The sequence below is a fragment of the Chromobacterium haemolyticum genome, assembly GCF_002081825.1.
In the GTDB taxonomy this organism is placed as follows: Bacteria; Pseudomonadota; Gammaproteobacteria; order Burkholderiales; family Chromobacteriaceae; genus Chromobacterium; species Chromobacterium fluminis.
Genome location: NZ_MUKU01000036.1, coordinates 36,332 through 52,259, shown reverse-complemented (window position 1 = coordinate 52,259; position 15,928 = coordinate 36,332). Strand labels below are relative to the sequence as shown.

15 protein-coding genes are annotated in these 15,928 nt (G+C 59.8%); 4 read left to right on the top strand and 11 right to left on the bottom strand.

Going from position 1 to position 15,928, the window contains the following annotated elements; genetic code table 11:
* Positions 1–367 precede the first annotated feature (367 nt).
* Positions 368–553 (top strand): hypothetical protein, encoded by a 186-nt coding sequence (locus tag B0T39_RS20220; protein WP_254894613.1) that lies wholly within the window; start codon positions 368–370, stop codon positions 551–553.
* Positions 553–759 (top strand): hypothetical protein, encoded by a 207-nt coding sequence (locus B0T39_RS20215; RefSeq protein WP_081549804.1) that lies wholly within the window; start codon positions 553–555, stop codon positions 757–759. Before B0T39_RS20220 ends, B0T39_RS20215 begins: the two co-directional genes overlap by 1 nt.
* A 23-nt stretch (positions 760–782) precedes the next feature.
* Here B0T39_RS20215 and B0T39_RS20210 read toward each other — a convergent pair whose 3' ends face one another.
* The 11 genes from B0T39_RS20210 to ggt all read right to left on the bottom strand — a co-directional run bounded on the left by B0T39_RS20210 (position 783) and on the right by ggt (position 12,320).
* The gene (locus B0T39_RS20210; protein ID WP_081549802.1) at positions 783–2,171 is read right to left on the bottom strand and encodes an MATE family efflux transporter; all 1,389 of its coding nucleotides are present in this window, start codon (positions 2,169–2,171) and stop codon (positions 783–785) included.
* Between the two features lie 11 nt (positions 2,172–2,182).
* Positions 2,183–3,442, bottom strand: coding sequence for a KamA family radical SAM protein (locus B0T39_RS20205; protein WP_081549800.1), 1,260 nt, complete (start codon positions 3,440–3,442; stop codon positions 2,183–2,185).
* Between the two features lie 52 nt (positions 3,443–3,494).
* Positions 3,495–4,064, bottom strand: a complete 570-nt coding sequence (locus B0T39_RS20200) for a hypothetical protein (RefSeq protein ID WP_141111322.1) — start codon at positions 4,062–4,064, stop codon at positions 3,495–3,497.
* A gap of 14 nt (positions 4,065–4,078) precedes the next feature.
* Positions 4,079–4,840: a creatininase family protein gene (locus B0T39_RS20195; RefSeq protein WP_081549796.1), complete on the bottom strand. Its 762-nt coding sequence runs from the start codon at positions 4,838–4,840 to the stop codon at positions 4,079–4,081.
* Complete coding sequence (locus B0T39_RS20190) at positions 4,834–5,733, bottom strand: hypothetical protein (RefSeq protein ID WP_081549794.1); 900 nt, start codon at positions 5,731–5,733, stop codon at positions 4,834–4,836. Before B0T39_RS20190 ends, B0T39_RS20195 begins: the two co-directional genes overlap by 7 nt.
* Before the next feature lie 113 nt (positions 5,734–5,846).
* Entirely contained in the window at positions 5,847–7,205 is a 1,359-nt protein-coding gene (locus B0T39_RS20185) for a hypothetical protein (RefSeq protein WP_081549792.1), read from the bottom strand.
* 781 nt (positions 7,206–7,986) lie between these two features.
* On the bottom strand, positions 7,987–8,145 hold the full coding sequence (locus tag B0T39_RS25735; RefSeq protein ID WP_166451359.1) for a hypothetical protein: 159 nt from the start codon (positions 8,143–8,145) through the stop codon (positions 7,987–7,989).
* A gap of 130 nt (positions 8,146–8,275) precedes the next feature.
* Complete coding sequence (locus B0T39_RS20180; protein ID WP_019099898.1) at positions 8,276–8,596, bottom strand: SMR family transporter; 321 nt, start codon at positions 8,594–8,596, stop codon at positions 8,276–8,278.
* Positions 8,593–8,967 carry a DMT family transporter gene (locus B0T39_RS20175; protein WP_081549790.1) on the bottom strand — a complete coding sequence of 125 codons (375 nt, stop codon included), beginning with the start codon at positions 8,965–8,967 and terminating at the stop codon, positions 8,593–8,595. The genes B0T39_RS20180 and B0T39_RS20175 overlap by 4 nt, the downstream gene beginning before the upstream one ends.
* 272 nt (positions 8,968–9,239) lie before the next feature.
* Positions 9,240–10,001, bottom strand: a complete 762-nt coding sequence (locus B0T39_RS20170) for a substrate-binding periplasmic protein (protein WP_081549788.1) — start codon at positions 9,999–10,001, stop codon at positions 9,240–9,242.
* A 561-nt stretch (positions 10,002–10,562) separates the two neighbouring features.
* Complete coding sequence (ggt, locus tag B0T39_RS20165; protein WP_081549786.1) at positions 10,563–12,320, bottom strand: gamma-glutamyltransferase; 1,758 nt, start codon at positions 12,318–12,320, stop codon at positions 10,563–10,565.
* A gap of 172 nt (positions 12,321–12,492) precedes the next feature.
* Between ggt and B0T39_RS20160 the strand changes: the two genes are divergently transcribed.
* Both B0T39_RS20160 and B0T39_RS20155 read left to right on the top strand, forming a co-directional pair.
* Positions 12,493–14,112 carry a methyl-accepting chemotaxis protein gene (locus B0T39_RS20160; protein WP_081549784.1) on the top strand — a complete coding sequence of 540 codons (1,620 nt, stop codon included), beginning with the start codon at positions 12,493–12,495 and terminating at the stop codon, positions 14,110–14,112.
* A 122-nt stretch (positions 14,113–14,234) separates the two neighbouring features.
* Positions 14,235–15,854 (top strand): methyl-accepting chemotaxis protein, encoded by a 1,620-nt coding sequence (locus B0T39_RS20155; protein ID WP_176219614.1) that lies wholly within the window; start codon positions 14,235–14,237, stop codon positions 15,852–15,854.
* Positions 15,855–15,928: the final 74 nt, after the last annotated feature.

Genomic DNA, 15,928 nt, shown 5'->3' with positions numbered 1-15,928 from the left:
GGTCACTGCAAGGGCGTGGACGATCCATTGAGGATCAATTTTCTGAGAAAGAGCAGAGAAATCAGGGTGTTTGTGAGCCTTGCCAACCATAGGGACGGAAATGAGTGAGTCAACATGAGCGAAGTATGAGCAAGATTCGCACCATGAAAAATGCCGTTCACTTGCTTAAGTGAACGGCATTACCGCGCCAGCGGGGTATTTTTTGGGCGGCAGCCATCCACGCGGGCGCTTCAAGCCGCCCGCCGTCTAGGCGGAGGGGGCAGCAAGATCGTGATTTTGGCGCGGCATGGCCTGAAATGGCTGCCGGCCGAGCGTGCTAAAATGCCGCCCTTGATCCGACGGCGGCATGCTTTTGAGGAGGCGTTTGGTGGAATTTCTGGTGAACCTGGTCATCGCCGTTCTGGTGACGGCTTATCCCTTGTGGCGCATCTTCAAGCGGGTCGGCTTACCGCCTTATTATGCGCTGCTGGTGCTCGTGCCGGTGCTTGGCATGCTGGCGGCGCTGTGGATTCTGGCCAGGTCGAAATGGCCGGCGTTTGAAGGCGCCAAGTGATGGCGATCATCGGGATCATTCTGCTCTTGATCGCGGCGATCACGATTTTGTCGGTGGTGCTGTCCGGGATCGTGATGTCGAGGATGGGGTATTCGAGATGGGCCGGCCTACTGTTCGCGTTTCCCTTCTTCGGCATCGTCGCGCTTTGGTTTATGGCCTTCTCCCAATGGCCGCGGGAAATGAATGCGCCGCAGAAAGATCAATAAGCGCGGATGTTTGCGCGCCGCCTTTATCTACGCGCGGATAAGGCCTTGGGCGGAGTCCATGCGCCTAGCCGACACGCCAGCGCAAGCGCCGCCAGGCTAAGCCCCGCGGCCAGCCCATACCAGAGGCCGACGCCACCCAGCCCGCCCTGGGTGGCCAGCATCCAGCCGCCGCCTATGCCTATCAGCCAATAGCCGATGCTGGCGATCCACATTGGCGCCAATGTGTCGCGCATGCCTTTCAGACTGCGCGACAAGATGATTTGAGCGGCATCCGCCAGCAAGAACCAGGCAAGTATGCCCAGCAGGATTTGGGCGTATCGCAACACCTCGGCCGCCTCGGCCTTGGCGGTGTCGATGAAGATGCCGGCGATCCAGTCCGGCAGCCACCAGCAAAGCGCGGCCAGGGGCGCGGTCAGCGCGCTGATTAAGAGCAGGGCGCTCCAGGCCAGCCGGCGGCCGCCGCGCACATCGCCGCGCGCCGCCTTGGCGGCCAGTTGCACGGTCAGCAAGTCGCCTATTCCCAACGCCAGGATGATGAAAAGATCGCCCACGTAGATGGCTATGGTGGTGGCGGCCATGAAGGCGACGCCGAAGTAGCCCGCCAGCAGCGTCACCACGCCGAACAAGCTGCTTTCGAACAAGCCAACAGCGAAGGAGGGTAGGCCGATGCGGAGCAGCTCGCGGCAGGTTTGTCCGTCCAGTCCCGAGAGCGAGCGCCAGCGAAAGCGGTAGCCGAGTCGATGCCGGCAGTGGCGAGCGATGGCGAACACCATCGCCCAGTTGGACAAGGCGGTTCCCACCGCCGCGCCGGCCAGCCCAAGGGCGGGCAGGCCGAGCGCGCCGAACACCAGCACATAATTGAGCGCGGCATTCAGCAGCACGCCGCCCAGGCTGACGAAAAAGATCACCCGATTCGCGTCCAGCGCCGAAACGTAGGCGCGGTAGACGCTGAAACCCAGCATGGCAGGAATGCTCCAGCCGACGATGGCAAGGTATTGCGCGCACAAGGCGACCACGGCCGGGTCCTGGTCGGCCAGGCGGAACGCCGCCGGCAGCAGCAAGGCGGCGGCGATCAGCGCTGGGGACAGGGCGAGGCAGGTCCATAGGCTGAGATCGAGCGCCGCCTGGGCGCCGGCATGATCACTGCGCGCATGGGCCTCGGAAACGAAGATGCACCCGGTCGAGACCAAGGCCATGCCGCCAAATATCAATGGAAACAGCGCGCCGATGGAAAGGCCGATCGCCGCCAGTTCCGTCGCGCCGAGGTGGCCGACGAAGGCCGCGTCGGTAAGCGTCATCGCCACTTCGGCCAGGTAGAAGCTGATCACCGGCAGCGAGCCCTTGAGCAAGCGCCGCTGCAAAAGCAGGTATCGCCGCAAATGGCGGGCTGACGAGGGAGGGAGACTGGGCATTGGCTGTGCGGTTAAGCACTTTGGCGCTGCATCTCGGCCACCATCGCTTGCGCCCGTTGCGGATCGAGCCAATCCCGACGCGCATCCGGGCTGAGCGCGTGCAGCGGGTCCGGATACAGGAAGAGGCGGCCGGCTTTGACCGCAGGAGCGGTAAAGGTGGATAGGCCCGAGTAACGATCATAGCGCTCGTAACTATGGATAAGGCGCTTGCCGCCACCGCCGGGAGCGTCGATGACAAATGCGGGCATATTGTAACCCGCAGTCACGCCCCTCACTGCTTTTTCCAGCCGGCAGGCCGTTGCCAAGTCGACTCGCATGTCCTCAATGCCGGGAGCCGGGTCGCATAGGTACACATAATATGGATGGATGTGCAAGTCCCCCAGGTGTTTGATGAGACGACCAAGCACGTTTGCATTGTCATTGACTCCGCGCAGAAGAACGGATTGATTTCGCACCATCACGCCTTTGGCAAACAGCAGATTGGCCGCGGACAACACGGAAGGCGTGATTTCAATAGGGTGATTGAAGTGGGTCTGCAGGGAGACCTCCACGCCTTGGCGCCTGCCTTCATCGCTTACCACGGTCAAGGCATCGGTCCAGGCATCATCCCGGGTGATCTTCATTGGCAATACCGAGAGCCCTTTTGAAGCGAAGCGGATGCGCCGAATGGATGGGATCGCGATGAGGCCTCGTCCTATTTCTAGTATTTGGCTGGCTTTGAGCCGAGCGCAATCTCCTCCCGATACGACGACATCCACAATGCCCGGCGTCATGCGCAGATGAGACAGGATAGACTGCCATCGATGCGATATGGATTGGGCGCGCACCTTGATGACTGAACTGGTATCAACGCCGACGCTGTAGCTACGGGTGCAGAAGCGACAGTAAACCGGACAGCGATCCGTCACCAGCAACAAGGCCCGGTCCGGATAACGATGGACCAAGCCTTCCACCGGTGAGTCTGCTGTTTCGTCCAAGGCGTCAAGCGACTGCAAGGGGTGTGATGCCGTCATTTCCGAGGCGAGGGGTAGAAACTGCCGACGGATAGGATCATGCTCCATATCTTGCCAATTAATCAGATCGAGCAGATAGGGATTGATGCGAACCGACATCGATGCTTTTTGCAGGCCGGCAATCATGTCGTCCAGCGCCGACGGGCGCAAGATCTCATCCAGCACCTCCCGCAGCTGTTCTGGCCGGGTAATGGTGTGGCGCTCCTGCCAGAGTGGATCATCGAACTGCATGTCCTTGACTAATTGATGTAGACGCATGGTAGGGTCGCCTCCGATGGCAATGAAGGAAAAACCTGGCCGGCCGTTTCGCTCACCGGGCGGGATTTTTCATCAAGTGGCTGGGGCCAATGTCCTGACCTGCCGGCGGAAGTTGTGCCTGGATCGCCTGCTGCAGGATTTGCGGTTTTTGCAAGACGCTGCCCAGGTCAAGGATCTTGACTTGGCTGACGCATGCCAGCCCTTTGACGAGATGGGACAGCTGGGCATGGCTGTGTGACTGGGCAAGAACCAATATCGGTTTCTTGAGGGAGGAGGCCCAGCCAAGCTCGATATGGGTGCCATCGGTCCGGATCAGTTGGCTCTGACTGTCGCAAGGCAAGATGGCGATGAAGAGCGAACATTGCAGCATCCAGTCATAGTCGCGCAGCACCACCTCGGTGGGCGAGTAGTTGTGGCTATCTTGTCCAAAGCGCTCGGCAAGGTGAGCGGAAAGCAAGTGCAGCCTCATCCCATGAATGACGTCATGGACGGCCTTGATCGGCGATGCCGCTTCCGTCGTCATTCCCTCTTTTTTCAGCGCATGTTGTATGGGCCCGCCAACGAAGACAGAAACGTCCTCCATCCTGGCGGGTGGAATATGCGGTGCTATCGAGTGGTTCATCACAGTCTCCATGGTTATGCCGTTTGATGGCTTGCGTGCTCGAGCACTTGCTCTACCACGTGCTCGAACAAGGCTTTGCCCAGCTCCATTGAGGAGCCCAGAGTGGAAGACAAGACCCCGTTGTTGCTGGTCAAATCAGGGTCCGCGGGGTGGGAGTAGAGGCCGGAGAGCGGAGGGGTGTCATGGACGGGCCGTTCTACCCTGACGACATCGGGACGCAGATACAGCATCAGGCTCGTTTCTGTCAGCCCGGCATGTTCGGCATGCCAGCCGGGGAAACGGGGGCCAATGTGTTGGCTGATCCAATCAGTCTGCACCAGGCTCCACCAACTGAAGGCGGAAACTCGGGTATGTGTTAACTGGCCAGCCTGACGACAGTGGTCTATCGCCTCGAATAGGAAAGCCTCGTTCTCGTAGTGCCCATTGATTATCAGCAGATGCGCGCACTCCAGTTGGGCCAGGCCGCTGATGAGTTCCTGCAGATAGTCGATGAGGGTGGCGCCGGTCAGGTACAGCGTTCCCGGATAGAACAGGCCGCCGCCGCTTTGTGGCAATGACCGGGCGCCAAAAGTCTGCGCCGGAGCAAGGTAAGCATTGTCAAGGCGCGCGGCGACGGCCTCGCAGAGAGCCGCCGCGATGTCTAGATCGACGGATAAAGGCAGGTGTGGCCCATGTTGTTCTATGCTGCCCACCCCCCAGACCACGGTGGAATGTTTCACCATGACCGGGAGTTCAGCGCTGGTCAGGTCTGCCAAGTGGCGAGCGTTAGTCAGCATGTCTGCTCCTCCAAATACAAGCTGCTGCCTATCAATTGAGAGAGTGGGATCTGCCGTTCGGCCAACAGCTTGGTGATGCCTGCCGATATTTGCGCGACAGAATGGTTTTTGGTCTGCAGCACAGAGTAAATCTGGACCGCATTCGCGCCTATGCATAAGTACTCGATGGCGTCGCTTGACGACATCACGCCGCCCGACCCAAAGATGGGTATCGAGACTCCGGTTCTACGCAACTCGTAGATGGCAGCTTGCACCAGTGGGCGGATGCCTGGCCCCGAGTAACCGTATGCGCCTCCCAGGCGGATTTGCGATGTGCGGGGATCCACGACGAGTCCAAGAATCGTGTCGCTCAAGGTAATCGCATGCGCCCCCGCGCTAATGGCGGCGTCGACGCGCTGCCGCAGCGTGCTGCTGATGCCTAGTTTTACGCTGAAGGGCAGGTTGACGGCTCTTTTTACCGCTAGCGCATAGTCGAAAACCCGCTTGGGGGTGTCCATGAACTTCTCGGCCTCGTTAAGACAGGAAATGCCCAGCTCCAGAGCCCGGCAACCGGTTGTCGCAATCGCCGCGGCCAATGACGCGAGTTCGCCAGGCGAGTCGGCATGGATGGAAGCCATGACTGGCGCATTATCCGCTGCCAGGCGGGAGAGTATGGCCATCCAGCCGCCGACGGGGCGCTGGGAATAAGTCGTGCTATTCAACCAGCCGCTTGGAATGGCAATCACTTTTTCATCGTTGTCTTTGGGCGGCTTGGGGTGAATGGTCTTGGTGACGACGGCGCCCGCGCCGGCGCGCAGGAAGCGCCGGATATTGCGCTCGTTGTCGGTGATGGGACCAGAACCGACAATCAAAGGAGATAGCAGTGGCAGGCCACAGACTTGATAAGCAGCCATGAGAATTTCCTTCTAATGTATTGTCGTGATCGCGCGCCTTGCCGAGCTTGGGGCTCGTTCAAAGTCGGCTGCGCGTCGTGAGTCCTTGCACGATGACTGCCGTAGCTGAAACGCTACGTGCCGTCGAGTGGAAAACCCAGTGGTTGCAGCGCTTTCTGAGCGGTTTGTTGCAAAGACAAGACCGATTCGGCAGTGGGACCCCAAAGCATGAGACTGATGCGGCCTTCTTGAAGTCCGGTGAGCTCGCAGGGCATGCAAGCTGCGGTTGCGGTCAGCGGGCTGCGAATAGATGAGCCCAGCTTGGAGAGAACTTCTTCGAATTGAACTGGGCGCTGTCCGTATAAATCGATGGCGCCAACCGTGTGGGTGCGCTGGTAGCCTGCGCCCAGCGTGGCCGAGGCAAACTCGTGCACATGCGTTGCGCCGGTGCGGCGTGGGTTCAGGTCCAGCATGATGCTGTCCCCATTGGGCAGGGCGACCGCATCGATATCGAAATAACCGACGAAACCGGCGTCTTGCATCGCTTGCGCAAGGCGGAGGCCGGCATTGCACAGCGGCTCGTGCCAAGGAGTATGGCGGTGTTCAGGAGACACGAAGTTGCCGCATAGCTCCAGCATGTCGCTGAATAGCATGGAGCAGGCATAAGTCAGATAGGGCGCTTGGCCGCTCTCCATGGGAACAAAGTATTCCACCGAGGGAAAAGTAAGTTCGTCGCCTTGTATGTATTCCTCAATGACAATGGGTTCGTCGCCAAAATAAGAATTGGCGCCCAGCGTATCGCGCAGGATGGACCCGCTAGTGCCGGGTTGGAACACATTCAGGCCAACGCTGGCCTCGCCGCGGTCCGGTTTGGCAATCGCCGGCCTGTCCGTCGCCAGCAGATCGGCAATGGCGATGGCGGCTTCTGCGCGCGTAGCGCAACACCGGCCGTTGGCGATTCTGGCTCTGCCGACGCTGAAGCCATGATCCGAGGCGAATTGGCGAAAGCCGGATTTGGAATCCAGGCGATCCCTAAAGGCCTGATCGGAACAGCTTTCAGGAAGCAACACGGTTAGTTTCAGCTGCTGTCGCAGAAACTGCACCATAGGCCACAGCTCTTGGGTCGTGGTGTGCACGATGAGCTGGATGCAGCGCGCCGCGCCGCTCCACTGCACGATGGCGGCCTGCAATGCAGAGTCGAGCACCACGTCTCGAAAGAGGTTGCCGCTGGGGTGTTTGGGGCTGATGTTTTGCGCGTGAGAGGCGCCAAGGAAGGCGCCGAGCCACTGGAATCCTTCTATTGGCTGCTCGGATATGATTAGTTTGTCCAATGGTCGCCAGAAGACCGCCTGATCCTGCTGCGGGAAGAGCGACTTGGTTATCCGCGTTTTTTCGGGCGCGGTTGGCGCGCGCTGAATGATGGGGCGCAGGGTGTCGATTGCATTGGCGATGCAGACGGTAGGATATGAGGATGAATGAGGGGTCAAGGCCATTTCCTCCCTGCAGTCGCTCTTGACCGATCTTTCCGTCGCTAAGCCTCAGGCCGAGTCAATGCCATCCCTAAGAAGCTGTATTATGATCTGCTGCGCGTCGGCGATACGGCGTTGAAACCAAGCTCAAAATGCTCATGTGCCACGAGTACATTCCGCTTTCTCGCTCGTTTTCGCCTTGTCTCGCCTTAGCTCGCAAGACCGTGAACAGATTCTAAGATGGGGTGATTCAGTCATATTGCTTATGCAATAGGTCAAGTACATTTAAAATGGATTGTTCTTGTACTGTCTGAGGCGGATACTAGAAGATGAGATTGTAGGGTGCAAGCAATTTGATTAACTTATGTAGTTTTTTCGCCATCGCATCATCAAGGACTGGGTGGCGCCTTGAAGACGGCGTGGAAGGTCGACCGTTTTCAATATTGCCTCTTCGATGCGCGGCCGAAGCAAATTGGCTTTAGAACGTGTTCACGATCTCGCGAGCTAAGGCGAGACCAGGCGAAAACGGTTGAAGAAGCGGAATGTGCAGGTGGTAGATGAGCATTCTGAAAGCGTTGCTTTGAACAAGACTTCCGATCAGAAAAGATCGTGAACAGGTTCTTAGGAAAGCGCTTTCCTGAAAAAAACACTCTCTCGGTTTCCTCGAAGCCCAGCCGTGCGTGCGCTGCGAATCGACATTGGGCAATACGAAAATGCCCTCCAGGAAAGCGGCTGCCGGCGCGGCGGCGCCGGGAAAAACAAAGGGCCGGCATGGCCGGCCCGGTGTGTGGTCGAAGGGGGCGCGTCAATCGACTTCGCCGCACAGCTCGCAAGGTTGATCTGTTTCGCCGTGGATGGCCAGGATGCCGACATCGCTGGCGCAGTGCTCGCAGAGGGTGAGCAAGGCTTGGGTGTTTTCCAAGGACTCTTGGCTCATGCTGCTCAAGACTTGATACTGTTGCATGTCTCAGCCTTTCATTGCTTGGATGGAGCCCGTACCCTAAACCGTTATGGCGCGGGTCGCCATACTCAGATAGGACAGGTCGTAGGCGGCGGCGCGTCATAAAAGCGTCACTGAACGCCGCCGAGGTTTATCAGGCGGTGGTCAGCACCACTACCGAGGAAATCACCACCGCCATGCCCACCCAGCCCAGCGGCTTGAGCCGCTGGCCAAAAAAGACGCGCGCGCCGATGGCGGTGCCAATGATGCCCAGCGCGCCCCACAGCGCGTAAGCCACGGCAAGGTCGATGCCGCGCACCGCCTGGCCCAGAAGGGTGAAAGCCACCCAAACCATGGCGATGGCGCCGAAGCCCCAAGCCTTGTTGCGGAAGCCGTTGGACTTTTCCAGCATCAGGTTGGCGGCCACTTCGATCAGGGCCGAGGACACTACGAATAAATAGAATACGGTTTTCATGCGCTTTGCTCCTGGGTTTGTTCATCGGCTTCGCCGGACACTACGCAGGCAATGCCCACCACGGACAAGCCCAGCCCGATGATTTCCTGAGTCAGCAAGGTTTCGCCAAACAGATAGACGCCGATCAGCGCCAGACCGGCCAGGCCCAAGGCTTCCCAGGCGGCGTAAGCCACGCCCACGGAGATAGTGCGGATGGCGAGAGACAGGAAGTAATAGGACAGCGCCAGCGCCGCCGCCATCACGCCGTAGCCCCAGTAGCTTTCGGTGCGGGCGGCGTAAGCCATGAAGGACGTGCCCAAGATTTCGGTAGCGATGGCCACCAGCAGAAAAGCCCAGCCCAGCCAGGGTTGGGGAGAAGATTGAGTTTGCATGCTACGCTCCTGTGATTGGAAATCCGGAAGCCACATGCGCTAGAGGCGCAACAACGCTCCGCAAAAAGCGCGGATGACGCCGTCAGCAAAGACAGTCGGTCGCTTAGACCGCCCCGTAAAACCGTTTGGGGCAGAAGGGTTGTTTATCGCATTGAAGCGCAAGATAAGCGCCAAAATGGCGTGGCGCTTATGGTGGCTGTTTGAAATTTTGAACAAATATAACACATCGCTAATGAATGTTCAATTTAATTGATAGCAAAAACTTTCAAATGCTATCTGCAAGCTGCCAGCCGAACGTTGTAGCGGCGCGCCAGACGGGGCAGCGTGCCGTCGTGGCACAGCGCGTTCAAGGCTTGGTTGAAGTCCGCCACCATGCCCGGTTTGACTGATTTTAAAGGGAAACCGTAGAGATAGGTCAGCGGCTGGATGGTGGCCAGCGGGCGAAGGCCGCTCAGCGCTTCGCGCCGGATGATGTAGCGAGTGACGTCTTCGTTGGCGAAAACCACCGCGTCCGAGCCGTAACGCATGGCGGCCAATTTCTTTAACACCGTTTCCTGATTGTTTTCCACGGTGATGTTCATATTGGGCAGGCCGGCAATCAATTTGTCCAAGGCGTTCTGCGTCACCGACGGGCCGTAGACCGCGATGCGGTGATTGAGCAGATCCTGCGCTTGCTGGTAGCGGAAGGTGGAACTGGCGGTGGCGAACAGGCCGTAGCTGCTGTTGTACACCGGCGCGCTCAAGACCAGGGATATCCTGCGCTCCGGCGTGTCCTGCACCGGAAAGATGCCGTCCACCTTGCCTTCCTCGGCCAGCAGCAAGGCGCGGCGCCACACCATGGCCTGAACTTCGCAACTCCAGTTTAGCCGTTTGCATACGGCCACCAGCGTGTCCACCATCAGGCCCTGCGGCAGGGGTTTTTCGGTCACTTCGATGAAGGGCGGGAAATCCTGGGTGACAAAGTGCAGGGTGGCCGCGTCGACATGGAGCGACAGCGACAAGGCCAGCGCGGCGCTGCTCAGCGATTTCAGCATGTGCGGGCTTCTCCCCAATGGACGGCGTAGGACCGGCGGCCAGATTCGGATGCGTTGTTACATTATGGTTGAGTTTCCATGCCGGTTTAACGCTTTATCGGCCGGCCAGGCGCTTCTTTAGACGCTGAAAGCGGGGAGGCGGCCTGGCCGGGGTGATTTGGAATGCGGTATCGCCGAAGCGCAACGGATCGGGAGCAGGCTCTAATCAGACCGAGGATGTCGCTCAAGGCAAGGCATTGAATCCGCTGCGCGGATGATGATTTTAATTGCCGGGGCTGCCCGGTGAGCAGGGAAAGGATATTTGCTTGGCCAAATATCCTCTCCACACCTAAAGGCCACCCTGCAAGCCAGGCCTACGGCTTCCCGCCGGTTCCCGTCAGGCCCGAGGCGCGGCTGAACTCGCAGCGCGCTATCGTCGCGCTGCTCGAACAGGCAGCCGCTTAAGACCTCGGACCTGCCACCCGACGGCAGGCTTGAAGGGACCCGGGGCGCGTCGGATACGCGGCTTCCTATGCAGCAAACCGTGTTTCAAAGCACAGACAAAAGATCGTGAACAGGTTCTTAGTAGCCCATCGTGGCGCCGTCCGGGTTGCGCGGGTCGGAATAGCCGTACAAGCCGCCGTCGCGCAGTTGTATGGTCTGGGTCCGGCCCATGCTGGGCTTGAGTGCGATTTTGTAGCCTTGCTCGCGCAACAGCCGCAGCGTGTCCGGGCTCAGACCTTTTTCCACCCGCAGCTCATCCGGCAGCCACTGATGGTGAACCCGCGGCGTGGACGCGGCTTCGGCCGGGTTCATGCCGAAATCGATGGCGTTGACGATGGTTTGCAAGGTGGTGGTGATGATGCGCGCGCCGCCCGGGCTGCCGGTAACCAGCCAGGGTTTGCCGTTTTTCAGCACCAGCGTCGGCGACATCGACGACAAGGGCCGCTTGCCGGCCGCCACCGCGTTGGCATCGCCGCCGATCAGGCCGAAGGCGTTGGGCACGCCGGGCTTGACGGAAAAGTCGTCCATCTCGTTATTGAGCAGAATGCCGGTGCCGCCGGCGATGATGCCGCTGCCGAAGTTCAGGTTCAGCGTATAAGTCACCGCCACCGCGTTGCCTTGCTTGTCCACAATGGAATAGTGAGTGGTCTGGTCGCTTTCATAGGGCTGCGGCTTGCCGGGCTTGATCTCGGCGGCGGGCCGGGCTTTGACCGGGTCTATCGTCGTCGCCAATTGGTCGGCGTAGCGCTTGGAAGTCAGCCCGGCCTGCGGCACTTTGACGAAGGCCGGGTCGCCCAGGTATTCGGAGCGGTCGGCGTAAGCCAGTTTCATCGCCTCGGCCAGATAGTGGATGGTTTGCGCGCTGTTGGGGCCGTAATCGGCCAGCGGATAGCGTTCCAACAGGTTCAGGATCTGGACGATGTGAATGCCGCCGGAGCTCGGAGGCGGCATGGACACCACTTGGTAGCCGCGGTAGCTGCCGCTGACCGGCGCGCGCTCCTCCACCTTGTAGCCGGCCAGGTCCGCCTTGTTGATCAGGCCGCCGTGGCGCGCCATTTCCGCCACGATCTTGTCGGCGATGCTGCCCTGATAAAAGGCTTTAGGGCCTTGTTGCGCGATCAGGCGCAGAGATTGTCCCAAATCGCGTTGCACCAGCTTCTCGCCGGCGCGCAGCGGGCGGCCGTCGCGGAAAAACACCGCGCGGCTGCTGTCCCAGCGTCCCAGATTGTCCTTTTCCACCTCCAGCATTTCCGCCAGTGTCTGCGACACCGCGAAGCCTTGCTCCGCCAACTTCACCGCCGGCGCGATTACCTTGGCCAGCGGCAGGCTGCCCCAGCGCTGCTGGGCGTGGGCCAGGCCGGCCACGGTGCCGGGCACGCCCACCGCCAGGTGGGTGTACAGCGACCGGCCGTCAACCACCTTGCCCTGAGCATCCAGATACATGTCGCGGCTAGCCTTGGCCGGTGCGATCTCGCGGAAATCCAGCGCAATGTTGCGGCCTCTCTTGGCGTCGTGCAGCACCATGAAGCCGCCGCCGCCCAAGTTGCCGGCGTTGGGTAGCGTCACCGCCAGCGCAAAGCCCACGGCCACCGCGGCATCTACCGCGTTGCCTCCCTGGCGCAGGATGTCCAGCCCCACCTGGGTGGCCAGGCCTTGCTCGGTGGCCACCATGCCGTTGCGGGCGTAAACCGGGTGGAAGACATCGTAGTCGTAATCGTATTTGACCTGCGGCGCCGCCGGCGGGCTCAGCGCCAGGGCCGGGGCGTTGAAGCCCAGGCTCAGGCTCAGAGCCAGCGCGCTTAGCAACAGTCTTGGGCGGGGACGGAATGGCGTCATGGTGATTCTCCTTTGTTGTTTGCGTTTTATGAATGTTGTGATTGCGAGAACATTCTACGGTGCCGGCGCAAGTCGCAAAAGCCTGACTTTTCATGCCAAATGATTTGAAAACTTCAAGGAAGCAAGCCTATAAAGAATCGAGCTTCATAAGTGATGAATCTAGGGGGTTACCATGAGCATATCCCAGCGCTTGCTGCTGACCTTGGCGGTTGCCTTGCTCGGCTTGTTCATTGTGGGCGGCTTCGGGCTGCTTCAACTGCATCGTGCCAACGAACGCTTCGATTATCTGCAGATCAACTCCTTTCCCAGCATCCAAACTCTGGATCAGGCGCTGCAAGCGCAAACCGATATGCGGGTACTGACCTATCGCCACGGCATTAGCGAGGACGCCAAGGTCAAGGCGGACATCGAAGCCAGCATCGCCGAGCTGGACAAGCAGATGGACACCGCGTTGGATCGTTATCAGAAGGAACTGGTGTCCGACGACGAGGACCGGCGGCTGATAGAAAAGGACCGCGCGGACATCCGGGTTTACCGACAGCAGCGCGACGCCGTATTCAAGATTTCGCGCGAACAGCCGCCGGAAACCACCCGCAAGGAACTAGTGAACGGGCCGCTGCTGCCCGTGGCCAAGGCCGTGGTCAAGGACATAAAAGACCACATTGAGTACAACTACAAGCTAGCCAAGCAACTGTCCGCGGACAACGCGGTTGCCTATGAGCAGGCCTTCGTCTCCTCGCTGGTGGCCATCGCGGCCGCCTTGGCCCTCAGCGGCGCGCTGGGCATCGCCTTGTTTCGCAGCATCCGCAGCAGCCTCAGTCAGATAGGCGAAATCCTGGACCAGGTCAGCGCCAGCAAGGACTTCCGTCTGCGCGCCAAGATCTTGCGCAAGGACGAGATTGGCCGCACTGCCGCCGCCTTCAACCGCTTGCTGGAAGATCTGCAACACAGCTTCCGGGGCATACGCGACAACATCTCGGAAATCGACAAAGCCACCTCCGGCCTGGCGGCCAACACCAATCAGATTGCCCGCAGCTCGGAGGTGCAGAGCGAATCCGCCGGAGCGATGGCGGCGGCGGTGGAGCAGATGACGGTGAGCATCAACCACGTGGCCAGCAACGCGGTGGAGGCGCGTACCCAGGCGCAGCAGGCGGGCAGCATGGCCAACGAGGGCGGGCAGGTAATCTCAGCCACCGTGCTGGGCATTTCTGAGGTGGCAGGCGCAATCAGCGACGCCTCGCATCGTATTGGGCAATTGAAGGAGGACAGCGCCACCATCGCCTCGGTGATGGGGGTGATCAAGGACATTGCGGATCAGACCAACCTCTTGGCCCTGAACGCGGCGATCGAGGCGGCGCGCGCCGGTGAAACCGGCCGCGGTTTCGCGGTGGTGGCAGACGAAGTACGCAAACTGGCCGAGCGCACCGCCAGCTCCACCACGGAAATCGGCACCATCATCAACAAGATGCAAAGCAGCACGATGGAAGCGGTGCAGAGCATGGAAAAAGTGGTGGAGCAGGTGCATCAGGAAACCGACAACGCCCGCGAAGCCAGCAGTGTGATAGAGAAGATCCAGGACAGCAGCGGCCAGGCGATGGAGCTGGTCAAGGACATCTCCGGCAGCATCAACGAGCAAAGCAGCGCCAGCAACACCATTGCCCAGAAAGTGGAGCAAATTGCGCAGATGGCGGAAGAGAACGCGTCCGCCTCCAGCGCCTCGGCGGACGCGGCGGAGCAATTGCAGCAGCAAGCCAAGAGTATTCTTAACACCGTGACCCAGTACCAAGTGTAAGGTCTCGTCGCCGCTGAATATATGCGTTTATTGGACATTCTTATTTAGTACTTTCCTCTGTTTTCTCGCTATGCCTATAACAAAGCTACATGTTGTATCGGGCGAAGAAACGGAGAATAAGGATGAATATCTCACAACGGCTTATGCTGACCTTGATGGTGGCCATGTTGGCCTTGATCGGCGTCGGCAGTTACGGGCTGTGGCAATTGCACAGCGCCAATGAGAGGTTTGATTATTTGAAGGTCAATACCTTTCCCAGCATCAAGGTGCTAGATCAGGGTTTGCTGGCTTTGACCAAGATGCGCGTGGCGGCTTATCGCCACGGCATCGCCGCCGACGCCAAGAGCAAGGCAGACGCCGAGGCGCAGATCGCCGAAGGCGACAAAATGCTGGATCAGGTGTTGGCCACTTACGAAAAAGATCTGCTGTCCAATGACGCAGACCGCAAGCTGTTGCAGCAGGATAGGGCAGATCTGCAAGCCTACCGCAACAATCGCGAGAGCTTTCTGAAAGCTTCGCGCGAGCATCCGGGCGCGGTGGCGCAAGCGATGCTGGTGGCGGGACCGCTCCCTGACGCCGCCAAGGCGCTGGCCAAGGACCTCAACGATCACATCGATTTCAACTACGCGTTGGCGGACAGCTTATCCAAGGACAACGCCGCCGCTTACAGCATGGCCTTCGGCAGTTCGGTGGCGGTCATCTCGGCTTGTTTATTATTGAGCGGCGGCTTGGGCTGGTTGCTGTTCAGTCATATCCGGACCAGCCTGCATCAGATCCGCTCCACTATGTTCACGGTGAACCAACAAAAAGACTTCACCTTGCGTGCGCCGGTGGGCCGCATGGATGAGGTGGGAGAAACAGCGTCCGCCTTCAACCAATTGTTGGAGAACCTGCAACGTAGCTTCCGTGAAATCCGCGACAGCATCGGCGCCATTGACGGCGCGATGTCCGGCCTGGCCAACAACACCCATGAGATTGCCCGCAGTTCGGAAATGCAAAGCGAATCCGCGGCGGCGATGGCGGCGGCGGTGGAACAGATGACGGTGAGCATCAACCATGTCGCTTCCAGTGCGCAGGAGGCGCGGGGTCAGTCGCAGCAGGCCGGCGAGATGGCGACCGAAGGCGGCCAAGTGATTTCCGCCACGGTGCGCGGCATCACCCAGGTAGCCGGCGCGATCACCGACGCCGCGCAGCGCATTGGGCAATTGAAAGAAGACAGCGCCACCATCGCCTCGGTGATGGGGGTGATCAAGGACATTGCGGATCAGACCAACCTCTTGGCCTTGAACGCGGCGATCGAGGCGGCGCGCGCCGGGGAGATGGGGCGTGGTTTCGCCGTAGTGGCGGACGAGGTGCGCAAATTGGCGGAACGCACCGCCAGTTCCACCACCGAGATTGCCGCCATCATCAACAAGATGCAGAGCAGCACGATGGAAGCGGTGCAGAGCATGGAAAAAGTGGTGGAACAAGTGCATCAGGAAACCGCCAACACCCGCGCCGCCAACGACGCCATTGACGGAATTCGGGATAGTAGCGGGAAGGCGATGGAATTGGTGCGCGATATTTCCAACAGCATTGCGGAGCAGAGCGTGGCCAGCAATACCATTGCTCAGCGTGTGGAGCAGATTGCCCAGATGGCGGAGGAAAACTCTTCGGCGTCCAGCGGCTCGGCGGATGCCGCCGGCCAGTTGAGCCAGCAAGCGCGGGTAATTTTGCAAACGGTGTCGGCTTATCAGGTGTAAGGGCGCCCCGCCGTCAACACGTTCCAAGGGCGGCGCGGCGGAAACGCCGGCACCGCCCTTGGACGAAGCCGCAG

Coding starts and splice junctions, on each gene's coding strand:
- B0T39_RS20180 (WP_019099898.1), bottom strand. CDS start 8,596: ATGAAAACCGTATTCTATTTATTCGTAGTGTCCTCGGCCCTGATCGAA.
- B0T39_RS20155 (WP_176219614.1), top strand. CDS start 14,235: ATGAATATCTCACAACGGCTTATGCTGACCTTGATGGTGGCCATGTTG.
- B0T39_RS25735 (WP_166451359.1), bottom strand. CDS start 8,145: ATGCAACAGTATCAAGTCTTGAGCAGCATGAGCCAAGAGTCCTTGGAA.
- B0T39_RS20160 (WP_081549784.1), top strand. CDS start 12,493: ATGAGCATATCCCAGCGCTTGCTGCTGACCTTGGCGGTTGCCTTGCTC.
- B0T39_RS20170 (WP_081549788.1), bottom strand. CDS start 10,001: ATGCTGAAATCGCTGAGCAGCGCCGCGCTGGCCTTGTCGCTGTCGCTC.
- B0T39_RS20205 (WP_081549800.1), bottom strand. CDS start 3,442: ATGCGTCTACATCAATTAGTCAAGGACATGCAGTTCGATGATCCACTC.
- B0T39_RS20175 (WP_081549790.1), bottom strand. CDS start 8,967: ATGCAAACTCAATCTTCTCCCCAACCCTGGCTGGGCTGGGCTTTTCTG.
- B0T39_RS20185 (WP_081549792.1), bottom strand. CDS start 7,205: ATGGCCTTGACCCCTCATTCATCCTCATATCCTACCGTCTGCATCGCC.
- B0T39_RS20215 (WP_081549804.1), top strand. CDS start 553: ATGGCGATCATCGGGATCATTCTGCTCTTGATCGCGGCGATCACGATT.
- B0T39_RS20210 (WP_081549802.1), bottom strand. CDS start 2,171: ATGCCCAGTCTCCCTCCCTCGTCAGCCCGCCATTTGCGGCGATACCTG.
- ggt (WP_081549786.1), bottom strand. CDS start 12,320: ATGACGCCATTCCGTCCCCGCCCAAGACTGTTGCTAAGCGCGCTGGCT.
- B0T39_RS20200 (WP_141111322.1), bottom strand. CDS start 4,064: ATGAACCACTCGATAGCACCGCATATTCCACCCGCCAGGATGGAGGAC.
- B0T39_RS20190 (WP_081549794.1), bottom strand. CDS start 5,733: ATGGCTGCTTATCAAGTCTGTGGCCTGCCACTGCTATCTCCTTTGATT.
- B0T39_RS20195 (WP_081549796.1), bottom strand. CDS start 4,840: ATGCTGACTAACGCTCGCCACTTGGCAGACCTGACCAGCGCTGAACTC.